This is a genomic window from Alkalimonas sp. NCh-2 (assembly GCF_039631345.1).
In the GTDB taxonomy this organism is placed as follows: Bacteria; Pseudomonadota; Gammaproteobacteria; order Enterobacterales; family Alteromonadaceae; genus Alkalimonas; species Alkalimonas mucilaginosa.
On sequence record NZ_JBDIUV010000002.1, the window covers coordinates 614,090 to 626,364 of the forward strand.

15 protein-coding genes are annotated in these 12,275 nt (G+C 52.6%); 9 read left to right on the forward strand and 6 right to left on the reverse strand.

Annotated features, from left to right (window positions below; all coding sequences use genetic code 11):
• Positions 1 to 28 precede the first annotated feature (28 nt).
• From ABC502_RS08165 to ABC502_RS08180, 4 genes are all read left to right on the forward strand, one after another.
• Entirely contained in the window at positions 29 to 784 is a 756-nt protein-coding gene (locus tag ABC502_RS08165) for an electron transfer flavoprotein subunit beta/FixA family protein (RefSeq protein WP_345915523.1), read from the forward strand.
• Positions 781 to 1,707: an FAD-binding protein gene (locus tag ABC502_RS08170; protein WP_345915524.1), complete on the forward strand. Its 927-nt coding sequence runs from the start codon at positions 781 to 783 to the stop codon at positions 1,705 to 1,707. The genes ABC502_RS08165 and ABC502_RS08170 overlap by 4 nt, the downstream gene beginning before the upstream one ends.
• Positions 1,708 to 1,885: 178 nt before the next feature.
• On the forward strand, positions 1,886 to 2,380 hold the full coding sequence (locus tag ABC502_RS08175) for a GNAT family N-acetyltransferase (protein WP_330088541.1): 495 nt from the start codon (positions 1,886 to 1,888) through the stop codon (positions 2,378 to 2,380).
• 39 nt (positions 2,381 to 2,419) lie between these two features.
• On the forward strand, positions 2,420 to 2,869 hold the full coding sequence (locus ABC502_RS08180) for a hypothetical protein (protein ID WP_330088540.1): 450 nt from the start codon (positions 2,420 to 2,422) through the stop codon (positions 2,867 to 2,869).
• 12 nt (positions 2,870 to 2,881) lie between these two features.
• Here ABC502_RS08180 and ABC502_RS08185 read toward each other — a convergent pair whose 3' ends face one another.
• The 4 genes from ABC502_RS08185 to ABC502_RS08200 all read right to left on the reverse strand — a co-directional run bounded on the left by ABC502_RS08185 (position 2,882) and on the right by ABC502_RS08200 (position 5,670).
• Entirely contained in the window at positions 2,882 to 3,322 is a 441-nt protein-coding gene (locus ABC502_RS08185; RefSeq protein ID WP_330088539.1) for a DUF2069 domain-containing protein, read from the reverse strand.
• On the reverse strand, positions 3,323 to 3,904 hold the full coding sequence (wrbA, locus tag ABC502_RS08190) for an NAD(P)H:quinone oxidoreductase (protein WP_345915525.1): 582 nt from the start codon (positions 3,902 to 3,904) through the stop codon (positions 3,323 to 3,325). It abuts the gene before it with no gap.
• Positions 3,901 to 4,248, reverse strand: coding sequence for an arsenate reductase (glutaredoxin) (gene arsC / locus ABC502_RS08195; RefSeq protein ID WP_330088537.1), 348 nt, complete (start codon positions 4,246 to 4,248; stop codon positions 3,901 to 3,903). The genes wrbA and arsC overlap by 4 nt, the downstream gene beginning before the upstream one ends.
• Before the next feature lie 84 nt (positions 4,249 to 4,332).
• On the reverse strand, positions 4,333 to 5,670 hold the full coding sequence (locus ABC502_RS08200) for a M48 family metalloprotease (RefSeq protein ID WP_330088536.1): 1,338 nt from the start codon (positions 5,668 to 5,670) through the stop codon (positions 4,333 to 4,335).
• Between the two features lie 321 nt (positions 5,671 to 5,991).
• Here ABC502_RS08200 and ABC502_RS08205 point away from each other — a divergent pair, with 321 nt between their 5' ends.
• A complete protein-coding gene (locus ABC502_RS08205; RefSeq protein WP_330088535.1) occupies positions 5,992 to 7,065 on the forward strand; it encodes an AI-2E family transporter in 1,074 nt (357 codons plus the stop codon).
• A 52-nt stretch (positions 7,066 to 7,117) separates the two neighbouring features.
• Here the strand turns inward: ABC502_RS08205 and ABC502_RS08210 are convergent, their stop codons facing one another.
• Both ABC502_RS08210 and bcp read right to left on the reverse strand, forming a co-directional pair.
• Positions 7,118 to 8,242: a PQQ-dependent sugar dehydrogenase gene (locus ABC502_RS08210; protein ID WP_345915526.1), complete on the reverse strand. Its 1,125-nt coding sequence runs from the start codon at positions 8,240 to 8,242 to the stop codon at positions 7,118 to 7,120.
• Positions 8,243 to 8,342: 100 nt separating this feature from the next.
• A complete protein-coding gene (bcp, locus tag ABC502_RS08215; RefSeq protein ID WP_345915527.1) occupies positions 8,343 to 8,807 on the reverse strand; it encodes a thioredoxin-dependent thiol peroxidase in 465 nt (154 codons plus the stop codon).
• A gap of 139 nt (positions 8,808 to 8,946) precedes the next feature.
• On the opposite strand from bcp, the gene ABC502_RS08220 reads away from it, so the two are divergent.
• The 4 genes from ABC502_RS08220 to ABC502_RS08235 all read left to right on the forward strand — a co-directional run bounded on the left by ABC502_RS08220 (position 8,947) and on the right by ABC502_RS08235 (position 12,275).
• A complete protein-coding gene (locus ABC502_RS08220) occupies positions 8,947 to 9,690 on the forward strand; it encodes an SDR family oxidoreductase (RefSeq protein WP_345915528.1) in 744 nt (247 codons plus the stop codon).
• A complete protein-coding gene (locus ABC502_RS08225) occupies positions 9,687 to 10,580 on the forward strand; it encodes an amidohydrolase family protein (protein WP_345915529.1) in 894 nt (297 codons plus the stop codon). Before ABC502_RS08220 ends, ABC502_RS08225 begins: the two co-directional genes overlap by 4 nt.
• Before the next feature lie 147 nt (positions 10,581 to 10,727).
• Positions 10,728 to 11,099: a hypothetical protein gene (locus ABC502_RS08230; RefSeq protein WP_345915530.1), complete on the forward strand. Its 372-nt coding sequence runs from the start codon at positions 10,728 to 10,730 to the stop codon at positions 11,097 to 11,099.
• Between the two features lie 63 nt (positions 11,100 to 11,162).
• On the forward strand, positions 11,163 to 12,275 hold the full coding sequence (locus ABC502_RS08235) for an efflux RND transporter periplasmic adaptor subunit (protein ID WP_345915531.1): 1,113 nt from the start codon (positions 11,163 to 11,165) through the stop codon (positions 12,273 to 12,275).

Consider the following 12,275-nt stretch of genomic DNA (forward strand, 5'->3'; position numbering starts at 1 on the left):
TGTTTTCCCTGGGTAATGTGAGGAATCTATGAAAATTTTAGTGCCGGTCAAACGGGTTATCGATTACAACGTGAAAGTGCGGGTTAAAGCCGACCAAAGTGGTGTGGATTTAGCCAATGTGAAAATGGCACTGAATCCGTTTTGTGAAATTGCGGTGGAAGAAGCAGTCCGTCTAAAAGAAGCAGGCAAAGCGACAGAAGTGGTGGTGGTATCTATTGGTAGCAAAGCAGTGCAGGAGCAACTGCGCACTGCTCTGGCTCTGGGCGCGGATCGTGCCATCCATCTGGAAACCGAGGCAGATCTGGACTCATTGCAAGTTGCGAAGTTACTGCACAAGCTGATGGACAAAGAGCAACCTGAGCTAGTGATTATCGGCAAGCAGGCGATCGACTCTGATAACAATCAGACCGGCCAGATGCTGGCGGCCCTGGCGGGTATTGGTCAGGGGACTTTTGCCTCCAAAGTGGAGCTTACCGCAGACAACAAAGTCCAGGTAACCCGTGAAGTGGATGGTGGACTACAAACTGTTGAGCTAAGCCTGCCTGCGGTGGTCAGTACCGACTTGCGCCTGAACGAGCCGCGCTATGCTTCCCTGCCAAATATTATGAAAGCCAAGCGCAAGCCTTTGGATGTGATCCCGGCAGATGAACTGGGTGTGGCGCTGGTTTCCAAAGTAAAAGTAGTCAAAGTGGCGACACCGGCCGGTCGCACAGGTGGTATTACTGTGGAGTCGGTAGCGGAGCTGGTAGACAAATTAAAGAATGAAGCAAAGGTGATCCAATGAGCATCCTGATTATTGCAGAGCACAACAATCAACAGCTAAAGCCTGAAACCCACAAAACGGTGCAGGCAGCACAGCAAATTGGCGGTGATATTCAGCTGCTGGTCGCAGGAGCCGGTTGCCAGGCGGTTGCTGAACAGGCGGCAAAATTAACTGGGGTCAGCAAGGTCTTGTTGGCTGATAACCCGGTGTATGGTCATCAGTTGGCAGAGAATATCGCAGCTTTGGTAGTGGAGCTGGCTGCAGGTTATAGCCATATTTTGGCTGCAGCCACTACAACCGGTAAGAACTTTCTGCCGCGAGTGGCTGCTTTGCTGGATGTAGCGCAAATCTCCGATATCATTGCTGTTGAGTCGGCTGACACCTTTGTACGCCCTATTTACGCAGGTAATGCTATTGCTACCGTGCAATCGGATGATACGGTCAAAGTCATTACGGTTCGAAGCTCTGCTTTTGATGCCGTGTCTGAAGAGGGAGCGGCGCAGATCCAAAACCTTGACCTGGTGAAAGACTTGGCGGTTTCCACTTTTGTCAACGAGGAGCTGACCGTTTCTGAGCGTCCTGAGTTAACAGCTGCTAAAGTGGTGATCTCTGGTGGCCGTGGCATGCAAAATGGTGAGAACTTCAAATTGCTGGAAGGTATTGCCGACAAGCTGGGGGCTGCCATAGGAGCATCCCGCGCCGCTGTGGATGCTGGCTTTGTGCCGAATGATATGCAGGTTGGGCAAACCGGCAAGATTGTGGCGCCTGATCTGTATATTGCTGTCGGGATTTCCGGTGCTATTCAACATCTGGCAGGCATGAAAGACTCGAAAGTCATCGTGGCTATCAACAAAGACGCTGAAGCCCCTATTTTCCAGGTGGCCGATTATGGTCTGGTTGCCGATCTCTTTACTGTTCTCCCTGAGCTCGAAGCTCAACTCTAAGTTTGCTCGGACAGGTACAAATTCACTTGTACCTGTCTGCATACCTCATTATTCTAAGCATGATGATTGCATTTGCCTGATGTGATCCTGGCTATGGTGTGTCCTGATACCTGCTGCACTGCATGCTAACGATGAAGTGTTAATACCTTGATACATTTTTTTACAGAAGGAAGAACTCATGCCGGTTATAATCCGTCATGCTGAACAGGCTGATGCCAAAGCCATGCAGCAGATTTATCAGCAGCCCAGTGTATACGCCAATACCTTGCAATTGCCATTGCAGGCGCTGAATCACTGGGAGCAGTTATGCCAGAGCCGGCCCGGCTTTTACAATCTGGTGGCCGAGCTGGATGGTGATGTGGTCGGGCAACTTGGCCTGCAGCAGTTCCAAAATCAGCGCCGCCGGCACGCGGCCGACATTGGTATGGCGGTGTCGGAACCTTTCCAGGGCCAGGGCATTGGCTCGGCGCTGCTGCGTACCGCTTTGGAAATGGCAGACAACTGGTTGAATATTCGTCGACTGGAGCTGCAGGTATACAGCAATAATGAAGCGGCGGTAGCCCTGTATGAACGTTTTGGTTTTGAAGTGGAAGCAGAGCTTTCTGATTATGCTTTTCAGTATGGAGCTTACGTGTCTGTACTGCAAATGGCCCGTATTACGACCAACAGTTAGTTGTCTGCCTGGAAGGTAGAGAGCTAAAAGGAGCAAAACATGACAACAAAGGCAGCATGGTATCGGCTGGTCACTTTAGGGGCTGTGTTGTGTTTTAGCGGCTGTGTGCAACTGACTGAAGAACAACAGCGTGCTGCTTTATTAAGTGAGCTGGATGGCTCTCTGGCTCAACTGCAGGTCAATCTGCGTCAGTTGGAGCGGCGGATGGATCGGTTGACGGAAGACCGCAGCTGCCAGCAAGATCAACAGTGTCGGGTGCTGGCCAAAGGGGTTCGCCCCTGTGGCGGCCCGGAGCAGTATCTGGCGTATTCCGTGCTTAGCACCGACGAAAGCATGCTGCTGCATACCAATGAACAGTTTAGCTCATTGCGACAGCGGCAGCATGAGCGGCTTGGCACCATTAGCACCTGTGAGTTGTTGCCAGAGCCGCTACCGAGTTGTCAACAGAATCTCTGCACCTTGCAAGCACAGGAGTATGCCAGCCGTTAGCATTGCAAAAACTCAGGGTCTGGGATCATCTTTCAGTCTTGGGATCTTCAGGCCCAGCTCTTGCCCGCGAAAACGAGCGTAATAGGTGCAACCAATAAACATTGCCAACGACAGCAGTAGTTCAAGCACAGATAGCCAAAAATAAAGTCCGGATGCGACCCACAAGTTGGTCAGGCTATGTACAAAGTAAATCATTACAATAAAATTAGCCCAGGCAAAGGTGTAGGGATCGCCTTTGATCATACCCCGCAGTGGAAACCACAACGGTAGCCACAGCAGTGCCAGCAGCACGTATGGATTACCCAGACTCGGAGGGGCCAACCAGAGTATCCACACTGGGATCAGCACAAAAAGACCAAAAAAACCAATCCGGCCCAGCAGCAAGCATTGTTTGGTTTTGTCTGCCATGGTTACGGTTTCACTGGAGAGCTGCTCCGGTTTACCTGCATTCATTTAGCGTTGTGCTCCTGTCTTGAGTTGTTGTGTCACGCGTGCAATCCGCTGCCCCAGTGCTAAACATAGTTGCTGCTCATCACGGCTAAAGGCTTTGTCGCCACTCAAGCCACTGACATGGCTTGGGCCGTATGGGGTGCCACCCTGGTTGGTGTTATTAAGTTCAGGTTCGCTGTAGGGTAGGCCACATAACAGCATGCCATGATGCAGCATGGGCAGCATCATACCGAGCAAAGTGCTTTCGTTGCCGCCGTGCATGCTGCCGGAGGAAGTAAAAACTCCTGCCGCTTTACCGATCAGACTGCCGCGGATCCAGGCTTCGCTGGTTTGGTCCCAAAAGGCTTTTAGCGGGGCAGCCATGACACCAAAGCGTACCGGGCTGCCAACAATCAGTGCATCACAGTGTGGCAGGTCCTGGATATTCAGGACCTGATGACGTGGTTGTTCGCTAGGATCCAGCGGAGCAACTGAGCGCACCATTGCCTCGGCACCGGCCTGCTGCACGCCGATGGCAATTTTGTCGGCTAACCTGGCTACGGAACCATGCTTTGAGTAATACAGAATCAAAACTCTGACGGTCATGGCAGCAATTCCAGTACCTTCTCCGGAGGTCGGCCAATCACGGCTCTGTGTTGATCAAACACCACTGGCCGCTCCATTAGTTTGGGGTGGCTTAACATGGCATCCAGCAGATCATCTTCCGTCAAAGCCGGATTGTCCAGTTGCAGGGCTTTGTAATCCTCTTCTTTGTTGCGCAGCAGTGCTTTGGCTGGAATGCCAAGTTTTTCCAGTACAGCGGCAAGCTCTGCTTTGGTCAGGGGAGCTTTTTGATAATCCACTACAGTGATTTCAACCTGATGGTGCTGCAGCAGTTCAAGGGCCTGACGGCTTTTGGAACAGCGGGGGTTGTGAAGAATGGTCAGCATAACAGCTCCGTTTTCGCAAAGACGGTTATTGTAAAGAAAGTCAGGCGCAGGCGCAAAGTCCAGGCTGCGCTATCTATAGACTGTTTACATGCGGCGCAAGCGATCAAATTCGGCTTGCATCTGCCGCCTTTTGGCTTCCAGGCGGCGGTTTTCCAATTTATCGCTGCTGGATAAATGGTTGAGCGCCTCTTGCAAGTCATCAATAGCTCTGGGGTAATTGGCCAATTGGTAGTGAAAATCTGAGCGGGCTTCGTAAAAGCGGGCATAGTCTTCCAGATTCTGGTACGCCTTGGCAATTAAATCATAGGCCAGAATATTATCCTCTTTGTAATGCAGCATATCCTTGAGCAAATGAATCGCCAGCCGGTTGCCACCGGCTTTAATAGCCGCATTGGCGTAATTGAGCGTGACGACCTGGTTGTTTGGGCGGATCCGGTAATGATGCTCCAGCATTTCCAGTGCCTCAGTCGCGCGGTTTTGCCCCAGCAACACATCGGTATAGACATCCAGGTAATACAGATTGTATTCATCTTTTTCCAGCAACTCCAGGATCAGCGTTTCCGCTTCGGTATAGTTATTGCTGTCCAGGTAGGCAATGGCCAGACCGTATTGATTTGCTTTGGTATTGCCCCCTGGCTGGCGTAACCGTTGCTGGAAAATGGCGACCACATCTTCATTTTTATGTTGGTAGCGCGCCAACACCCTGGCTTTGGCTAAGGTGTAGTCCTGACTGTCTGGTACAAAGCGTTTGGGGAATCGTTCGGCCCTTAATCGGGTATCACTTACCCGTGCCTGTGATAGCGGGTGTGTTTGCAAAAAAGCCAACTGTTGATTCATAAAGCGGCTGCGCTCGCTGAGTTTACGGAAAAACTCTGGCACAGCATGGGGGTCAAAACCTGCATCGGCCAGGATTTGCATACCAACGCGATCCGCTTCTTGCTCATTGCTGCGGGTGAAATTGATGGATGCTTGCTGGCTGGCACCTTGGGTCGCTATCATGGCTGCCATCCCTGCTTCAGGGTTGACTGTGGCCAGTACTATGGCTCCCAGCAGGCCGGCAAGTGTTAAAGGTGCTCGCTGGCTTTGAGCTTCCACAAAGCGGGCAATGTGTCGTTGGGTGACGTGTGCTATCTCGTGAGCCATCACAGAGGCAAATTCACTTTCACTGTCCGAAATGGCCAGGGTTCCCGTATGGGACGCTACATGCCCACCAAGGGTAGCAAAAGCATTGATGTTGCGATTATCCACCCAGTAAAAGCGAAATGGAAAGCGGACATCGTTGGCATTTGCCACCAAGCGGTTGCCTAGCGCATTAATGTATTCATCCAGCAAGGGATCGAACACCATGGGCAAGGAGCCTTTGGCTTGGCGCATCAATACATCACCCAATACCTTCTCTTTCTCTGGGGTGAGTGTAGACATGGCAGTACCGCCCAGGTCGGGCAAGTTCGAGCTGGCATAGGCGCTGAGCGAGAAACAACTCAACAGCAACCAGAGACAGGCCGATTTCAATCGCGTTGAAAAAATTAAGTGGGCACTAAGGGTATTCGATATCATTCAGGGTACAGCCTATTCCGTCCGGGAAACCTATCGCCGTTTTAGGCAGCGAAATTGTTTTGAAGTTCAAAGCGAAATCAGCAATTATCTTGTCATGGATATCGGGTAATCTACCATAGAAAACTGACAGATTCAGGCGTTTGCTGTATCTTCTGCTCAAGGCAAGTTGATAAGGAGCCCATTGCGATGTTGTCCTGGCTGAAAAATTGGTACCACCACAAGTTTTCTGATCCTCAGGTTGTGGTGCTGTTTTTAATGCTGCTACTGGGGTTTTTATCCATTTACTGGCTGGGGCGTATTCTGGCACCTTTGCTGGTGGCCATCGCTTTTGCCTACTTACTGGAGTGGCCGGTAGCGCGGCTAACCCGGCTTGGCTTATCCCGTACTATCAGCACCAGCCTGGTGGTCTCTACCTTTATTGGTCTGAGCACCATGATACTGATGTGGACCATGCCGCTATTTTGGCATCAGGGGCGTACCTTGCTTCGTGATATGCCACAAATGATCGAGCAGGGCAGGCAATATTTGCTGGAGCTGCCTGAGGCCTTTCCTGGCGTGGTCAGTACCGAGCAGGTAAATATCTTTATGCAGTCAGTCGATGAGCGGCTTATGGCCTTTGGCCGGGATATGTTGTCGCTGTCACTGGCATCCATTGTTGATTTAGTGGCTTTGATGATTTACCTGATTCTGGTGCCGCTGCTGGTGTTCTTTATGTTGAAAGACAAAAATCTGCTGATTGAGCGCTTCTCGGCCTTGCTGCCAACAGAGCGTAAATTGATCAGTCAGGTCTGGCAGGAAATGAACTTTCAGATCATGAATTACATCCGGGGCAAAATTCTGGAAATCATAATTGTCGGAGCGGTCAGTTATGCAGTTTTTGCTCTGTTTGGCTTAAATTATCCTTTATTGCTTGGTGTGCTGGTCGGTTTTTCAGTGTTGATCCCCTACATCGGTGCTGCTGTGGTAACGCTTCCGATTGCTTTAGTGGCTCTTTTTCAATGGGGTTTTAGTCCGCAGTTTGGTTATCTGATGCTGGCTTATGGAGTGATTCAGGCGCTGGATGGTAACTTGCTGGTGCCGGTGTTGTTTTCCGAGGTTATTGATTTACACCCCGTCTACATCATTGTCGCTGTGCTGTTTTTTGGCGGTATGTTTGGCTTCTGGGGAATTTTCTTTGCGATTCCGTTGGCGTCTTTGGTCAAGGCAACCATCACGGCCTGGGCGGCCCGGGTGCAGCCTGCGATGGAAGCAGCCGAGTAAAAAAGCAAAGGGCTGCAACAGCCCTTTGCCCGATTTCGCGTTTTTCTAACCGTTACTCAGAGGCAGGCTTTAACTGCAGCACCTTACCATTGGGCTCGTCGGTCAGCAGATAGACGGCACCGTCCGGGCCCTGGCGCACATCCCGTACCCGCATACCAATATCGATGCGCTCTTCGTGGGTCACGGTATTACCATCCATCACTAAGCGAGCGATCAACTGATAACGCAGTGCGCCCACCAGGGCATTGCCTTGCCAGTCATTGAACAGCTCACCGGTATAAAACACCATGCCGCTTGGCGCTATGGACGGCGTCCATTGGTGCACCGGTTGCTCCATGCCTTCTTTTGCTGTTGGGCCAATATGGCCGCCACCGTATTCTTCGCCATAGGTGATGGTGGGCCAGCCATAGTTTTTAGCGGCCTCGGTTAAGTTCAATTCATCGCCGCCCTGAGGACCATGTTCGTGGGTCCAGAGCTGCCGGGTTTGTGGGTGCAAATCGGCGCCTTGAATATTGCGGTGGCCATAGGACCAGATGTCATCCAGCCCATCGCGGCCAACAAAAGGATTGCTTTGTGGAATAGTGCCATCCGGATACAAACGAACCACTTTACCATGATGGGTATCCAGCGTTTGCGCATCGTGTCGGCGTGAGCCGCGATCGCCCAGGGTAACAAAGAGATAGCCATCGTCGGTAAACACCAGTCGGCTGCCAAAGTGATGGCGACTACGCATCTTGGGCTGGGCACTGAAAATGACCTCCAGTTGCTCCAGCTGCATCCCGTTCAGGCGAGCTCTGGCAACGGCAGTGCTGCTACCTTCCGGGGTGGGCTCGTTGTAGCTGAAATACACCCATTGATTGCTGGCAAACTCCGGATGCAACGCCACGTCGAGTAAACCACCCTGGCCATCGACCAGAATGTCCGGCAGGCCAGCGATGGGCTCGCTGATGCTGCCATCCATGCTGACATAGCGAAGATTGGCGGTGCGCTCTGTCACCAGCATGCGGCCATCTGGCAAAAAAGTCATACCCCAGGGGTGTTGCAGCCCTTCGGCGATGGTATTCAGTTGGATTGGGCCATGCTCGGTGTCAATGGTTTGGGCTTGGCTTTGTGTCTGAACCAGGCTTGCCAACAAGATGGCTGTAGCAGTGAGCGATAGCTTTGGGAGCAAGTGCATAAAACCTCCATGCAACGATGAGTATGTTATTTAGTATGCACAAAGCCACGGCTCTTGCATGTCGGATCCGACCAAAGCAAGAGCTGGCAGGGCAAATGGCTTATTGGCTTAAATAATCCAGCACCACCTGGTGATGGTCTTTGGTCTTGAAGGTATCGAACACATGGGCAATGGTGCCTTGCTCATCAATCAGGAAACTGGTGCGATGAATACCATCGCTGACGCGGCCCATAAACTTTTTTGGCCCCCAGACACCAAAGGCGTCAGCCACGCTGTGATCTTCATCCGCCAGCAGGGTAAAATTAAGTTCCTGTTTCGTGGCGAAGTTCAGCAATTTTTTCGGGGTATCCGGGCTTAAACCCAGCACCACAACCCCCAGCTTCTCCAGCTCGGCTTTGCTATCACGTAGGCCACAAGCCTGCACGGTACAACCAGGCGTTGACGCGCGTGGGTAAAAGTAAACCAGCACTTTCTTGCCGCGAAAATCAGCCAGGCTGACGCTTTGGCCGTTTTGGTCTTGCAAGGTAAAATCAGGTGCGCTTTGTCCGGCAGTCAGGGTTTGCATAGGGTATCCTTAGAGCATTGAAAACGAGTCTTAGTGTAACAGCCCGGCCAGAAGTCTCAAGCCGCGACTGACTAAAGCTGTTATGATACAACGAGTTTTAATGATTGGATCAGGCCATGGGCCTATGGGGTTTGTAAGCATGCAAAACAAGGGTTCAAAGCCGGTTGCCGTGGTCACCGGTGGCAGTGCCGGCATAGGGGCGGCTGTGGTGGAAAAACTGCGGCAGCAGGAGTATCAGGTGATTAATCTGGATATTCAGTCGGGCCCTGAAGGTGTCTATCTGGCTTGCGATGTCAGTAATGTAGCAGCGGTGCAGCAGGCGATCGGTCAAATAAAAGCTAGATACGGCCGTATTGATGTGCTGGTGTCCAATGCTGGTCGGCATCTGTCGGCCGATATTGAGCACACTTCAGAGGCGATGTTGGATGAGCTGTTTGCGCTCAATGTGAAAGGGGCCTTTGCTGCGGTGCAGGCGGTTTTGCCGCTGATGAAGTCGCAGCGTGATGGCGTTATTCTGCTGATGGCCTCAGATCAAGCGGTCATTGGTAAACGCAACTCCTTTGCCTACAACCTGACCAAGGCCGCACTGGCGTCGATGGCACGCACCACCGCGCTTGATTACGCCAGCTTTAATATTCGCTGCAATGCCATCTGTCCCGGCACCATTGATACGCCCTTGTACCAGCAGGCCATAGCCCGCTATTGCGCACAAAGTGGTCGTGATACCGCGGAGGTGCACCGCGAAGAAGCAGCTGAGCAGCCTCTTGGCCGTTTGGGAAAACCCGAGGAAGTGGCAGCACTGGTGGCATTTCTGGCCAGCCCGGAGGCCGCCTTTATCACCGGCAGTTTGCAGCTAATTGATGGTGGTTATACCGCTCAATGAGTGAGCAATGCATTGGTATCATCGATCCACATCTGCATGTCTGGCAATTAAGCGCTGGTCATTACCACTGGCTGCGCCCAAATAATCCACCTCACTGGCCCAAAAAAGCGTTGCTGCAGCAGGATTTTCTGCCGGCAGACTTAGCGTTGCAGTCGCCGTTTCGCTTGCTGGGGGTTGTTCACATTGAAGCAGGTTTTAATAATCAGCAACCAGAGCAGGAGCTTTTCTGGTTAAGCCAGCAGCATTGGCCCTTTGCGTATCGCAGCGTGGCATTTTTGGATTGCGCCGCGCCGCTTGGTGAGGTAGAGCGGAAGCTACAGGCATTACTGCCCTATCATCCTGCCGGGGTACGTCATATCTTTGAAGGGAAGGATGAGGCTGTGTTGCAGCGGCCTGAACTTGAGACCATTGCTGCTTGGCTGGCGCAGCATCAACTGCTGCTTGAAGTGCAGTGCGATCTCAGTAAAGCCAGCAACTGGCAGCGCCTTGCTGAACTGGCAGTGAAACACCCAAAGCTGCAACTGGTGCTCAATCATGCCGGGCTGGTCACGTCAGAGCGGTTCAGTGACTGGCAACTGGCACTGCAGCAGCTTGGCCAATACCCGACTATGGCGATGAAACTCTCCGGCTGGGAAATGCAGCAGGCCGGGGTAACGAGCTCCTTTGATAGCCGTTGGTTTCAGCGGGTGCTGTCTGCTGCTCTGGAGCTACTACCAACAGATCGCCTGATGCTGGCCAGTAACTTTCCATTGTGTTTATGGCAGGGCAGCTACCAACAGTTGTGGCAGCAGTACCATCAGCTTTGTCAGCAGCTTGGTGTCAGTACGGTGGACTGGCAGCAATTAAGCCAGCACAGTGCCAAGAGCTGGTACCGGCTGGAACTAATATAATCAAGCACTTCCGTTACAACGGTCATGGAGTTGTTTCACTAAAAGCCTTGACTCTGGACCAACACCAGCCTGTATACTGCTACTCATGTTCACCTCAGATCTCATTCGGCCTTTAGTTTGCGAGCTATCCGTGTCAGTAGTGCCCATTTGAGTAGTACCCGCTTAAGTGCTGTCCGTATCAGCGCCCTGGTGCTGTGCTGTTTTTTATGGCAAGCATTGTCCGGTCAGGTTGGCGCGCATCCATGGCATTTTTCTGAGTTGAGCGACAGCACTGGTCATCACCTGCATCTGTCGCTTGGCGATAGCGGGCTGGCCGAAAGCCGCTTCCAGGCGGATAGTCAGGTGCCTGAGAGCGACGAACTTTGCCTGGATTGTCACTGTCACAGTGGCCAGGTGCCCTTGTTCTGGTTGCCTCGTGTATCTGCTGTTAGCGCAAGCTTTGGCCATAGTCATTACCGGCTCTGGTATTATCCGCCGCAATCTGCCTTGCATTTACGCCCTCCCATTTTTCTCTCCTGATATCACTTAAACTGCAGCAGGCCGCGAAGCTGGCTGCACCCCGGTATTTTTTCAGGAGTTTCTATGCGTATTTATTCCATTCGCGTGGCCGTTTTGGCTGCGCAGCTGCTATGGACAGCATTTCCGCTGGCCGGTCATCCAAAAGTGACGGCCAGCCAGGAGCACAGCCACCAGTCTCATGAGTTGCAGCTTACTTTGCAGCAACAACAGTTGGCCGGGATCCTGGTGCAGCCTGCCAGCATCAGCGAGTTTTGGCCAACACAACTGGCAACGGCAACCCTTATCGCCGATCCAGAGCAAAGCCAATTGCTGACAACCCCTTTTGAGCTGCAAGTGCTGAAACGGCATGTCCGGCCCGGCCAATGGGTGGAAGCCGGCCAGCCACTGTTAACCCTGGGCGGCACCCGGCTGGCTGATGTGCAGGCAGAGTATCTGGATGCGATGCGTCAATGGCAACGTCTGGCTGAACTTACTGCCGACAGCATCAGTGCCAATGAGCAATTCATTGCCAAAGTCCGGGCCAGTCAAGCCAGGGCGCATTTGGAGGCTCTGCACATGACCAGTGCGCAGATTGCTTCATTGCAGCAGCAGCCGGAATCATTGGGGCGTTTTGAACTGCTGGCGCCGCAGTCTGGCGTGGTCAGCCGGTTGCAGGCATTGCCAGGGGAGCAACTGGCGGCGGGCAGTACCTTGCTGGGCTTGGCAGATGAGTCCAGCTTGTGGGTGCAGGTCGAGTTAACCAGCAGTCAGTCCGGCTTACTTGATGCAAAAGCGACGCTGTTGGTGCGTTATGAGCAGCAATGGGCAGAAGCCGAGCTGATTGGCCGCTCACATCAGTTGGACTTGCATAGCCGGACCGAGCCCTGGTTTGCCCGGCTGGATAATCGGGCCTTGCACTGGCATCCCGGCAGTTTTGTGGAAATTGTGCTGCGTGCTGAAGCTGTCTCTGGGGTGCTGGTACCGGATGCCGCCCTCAGTCGTGATGCCGATGGTCACTGGCAAGTTTTTGTGCAGGAGCGTGAGCTTTTTGTGCCATATCCGGTGGAGTTGCTGCGTAGCGAGCGGGGCTGGCATCTGGTACAGGGCATCACGCCCGGCCAGTTATTGGTAAAGCAAGGCGCTTTTTTCCTGGCTTCCGAGCTGCAAAAGGCGGGCTTTGACCCGCACCAGCATTAG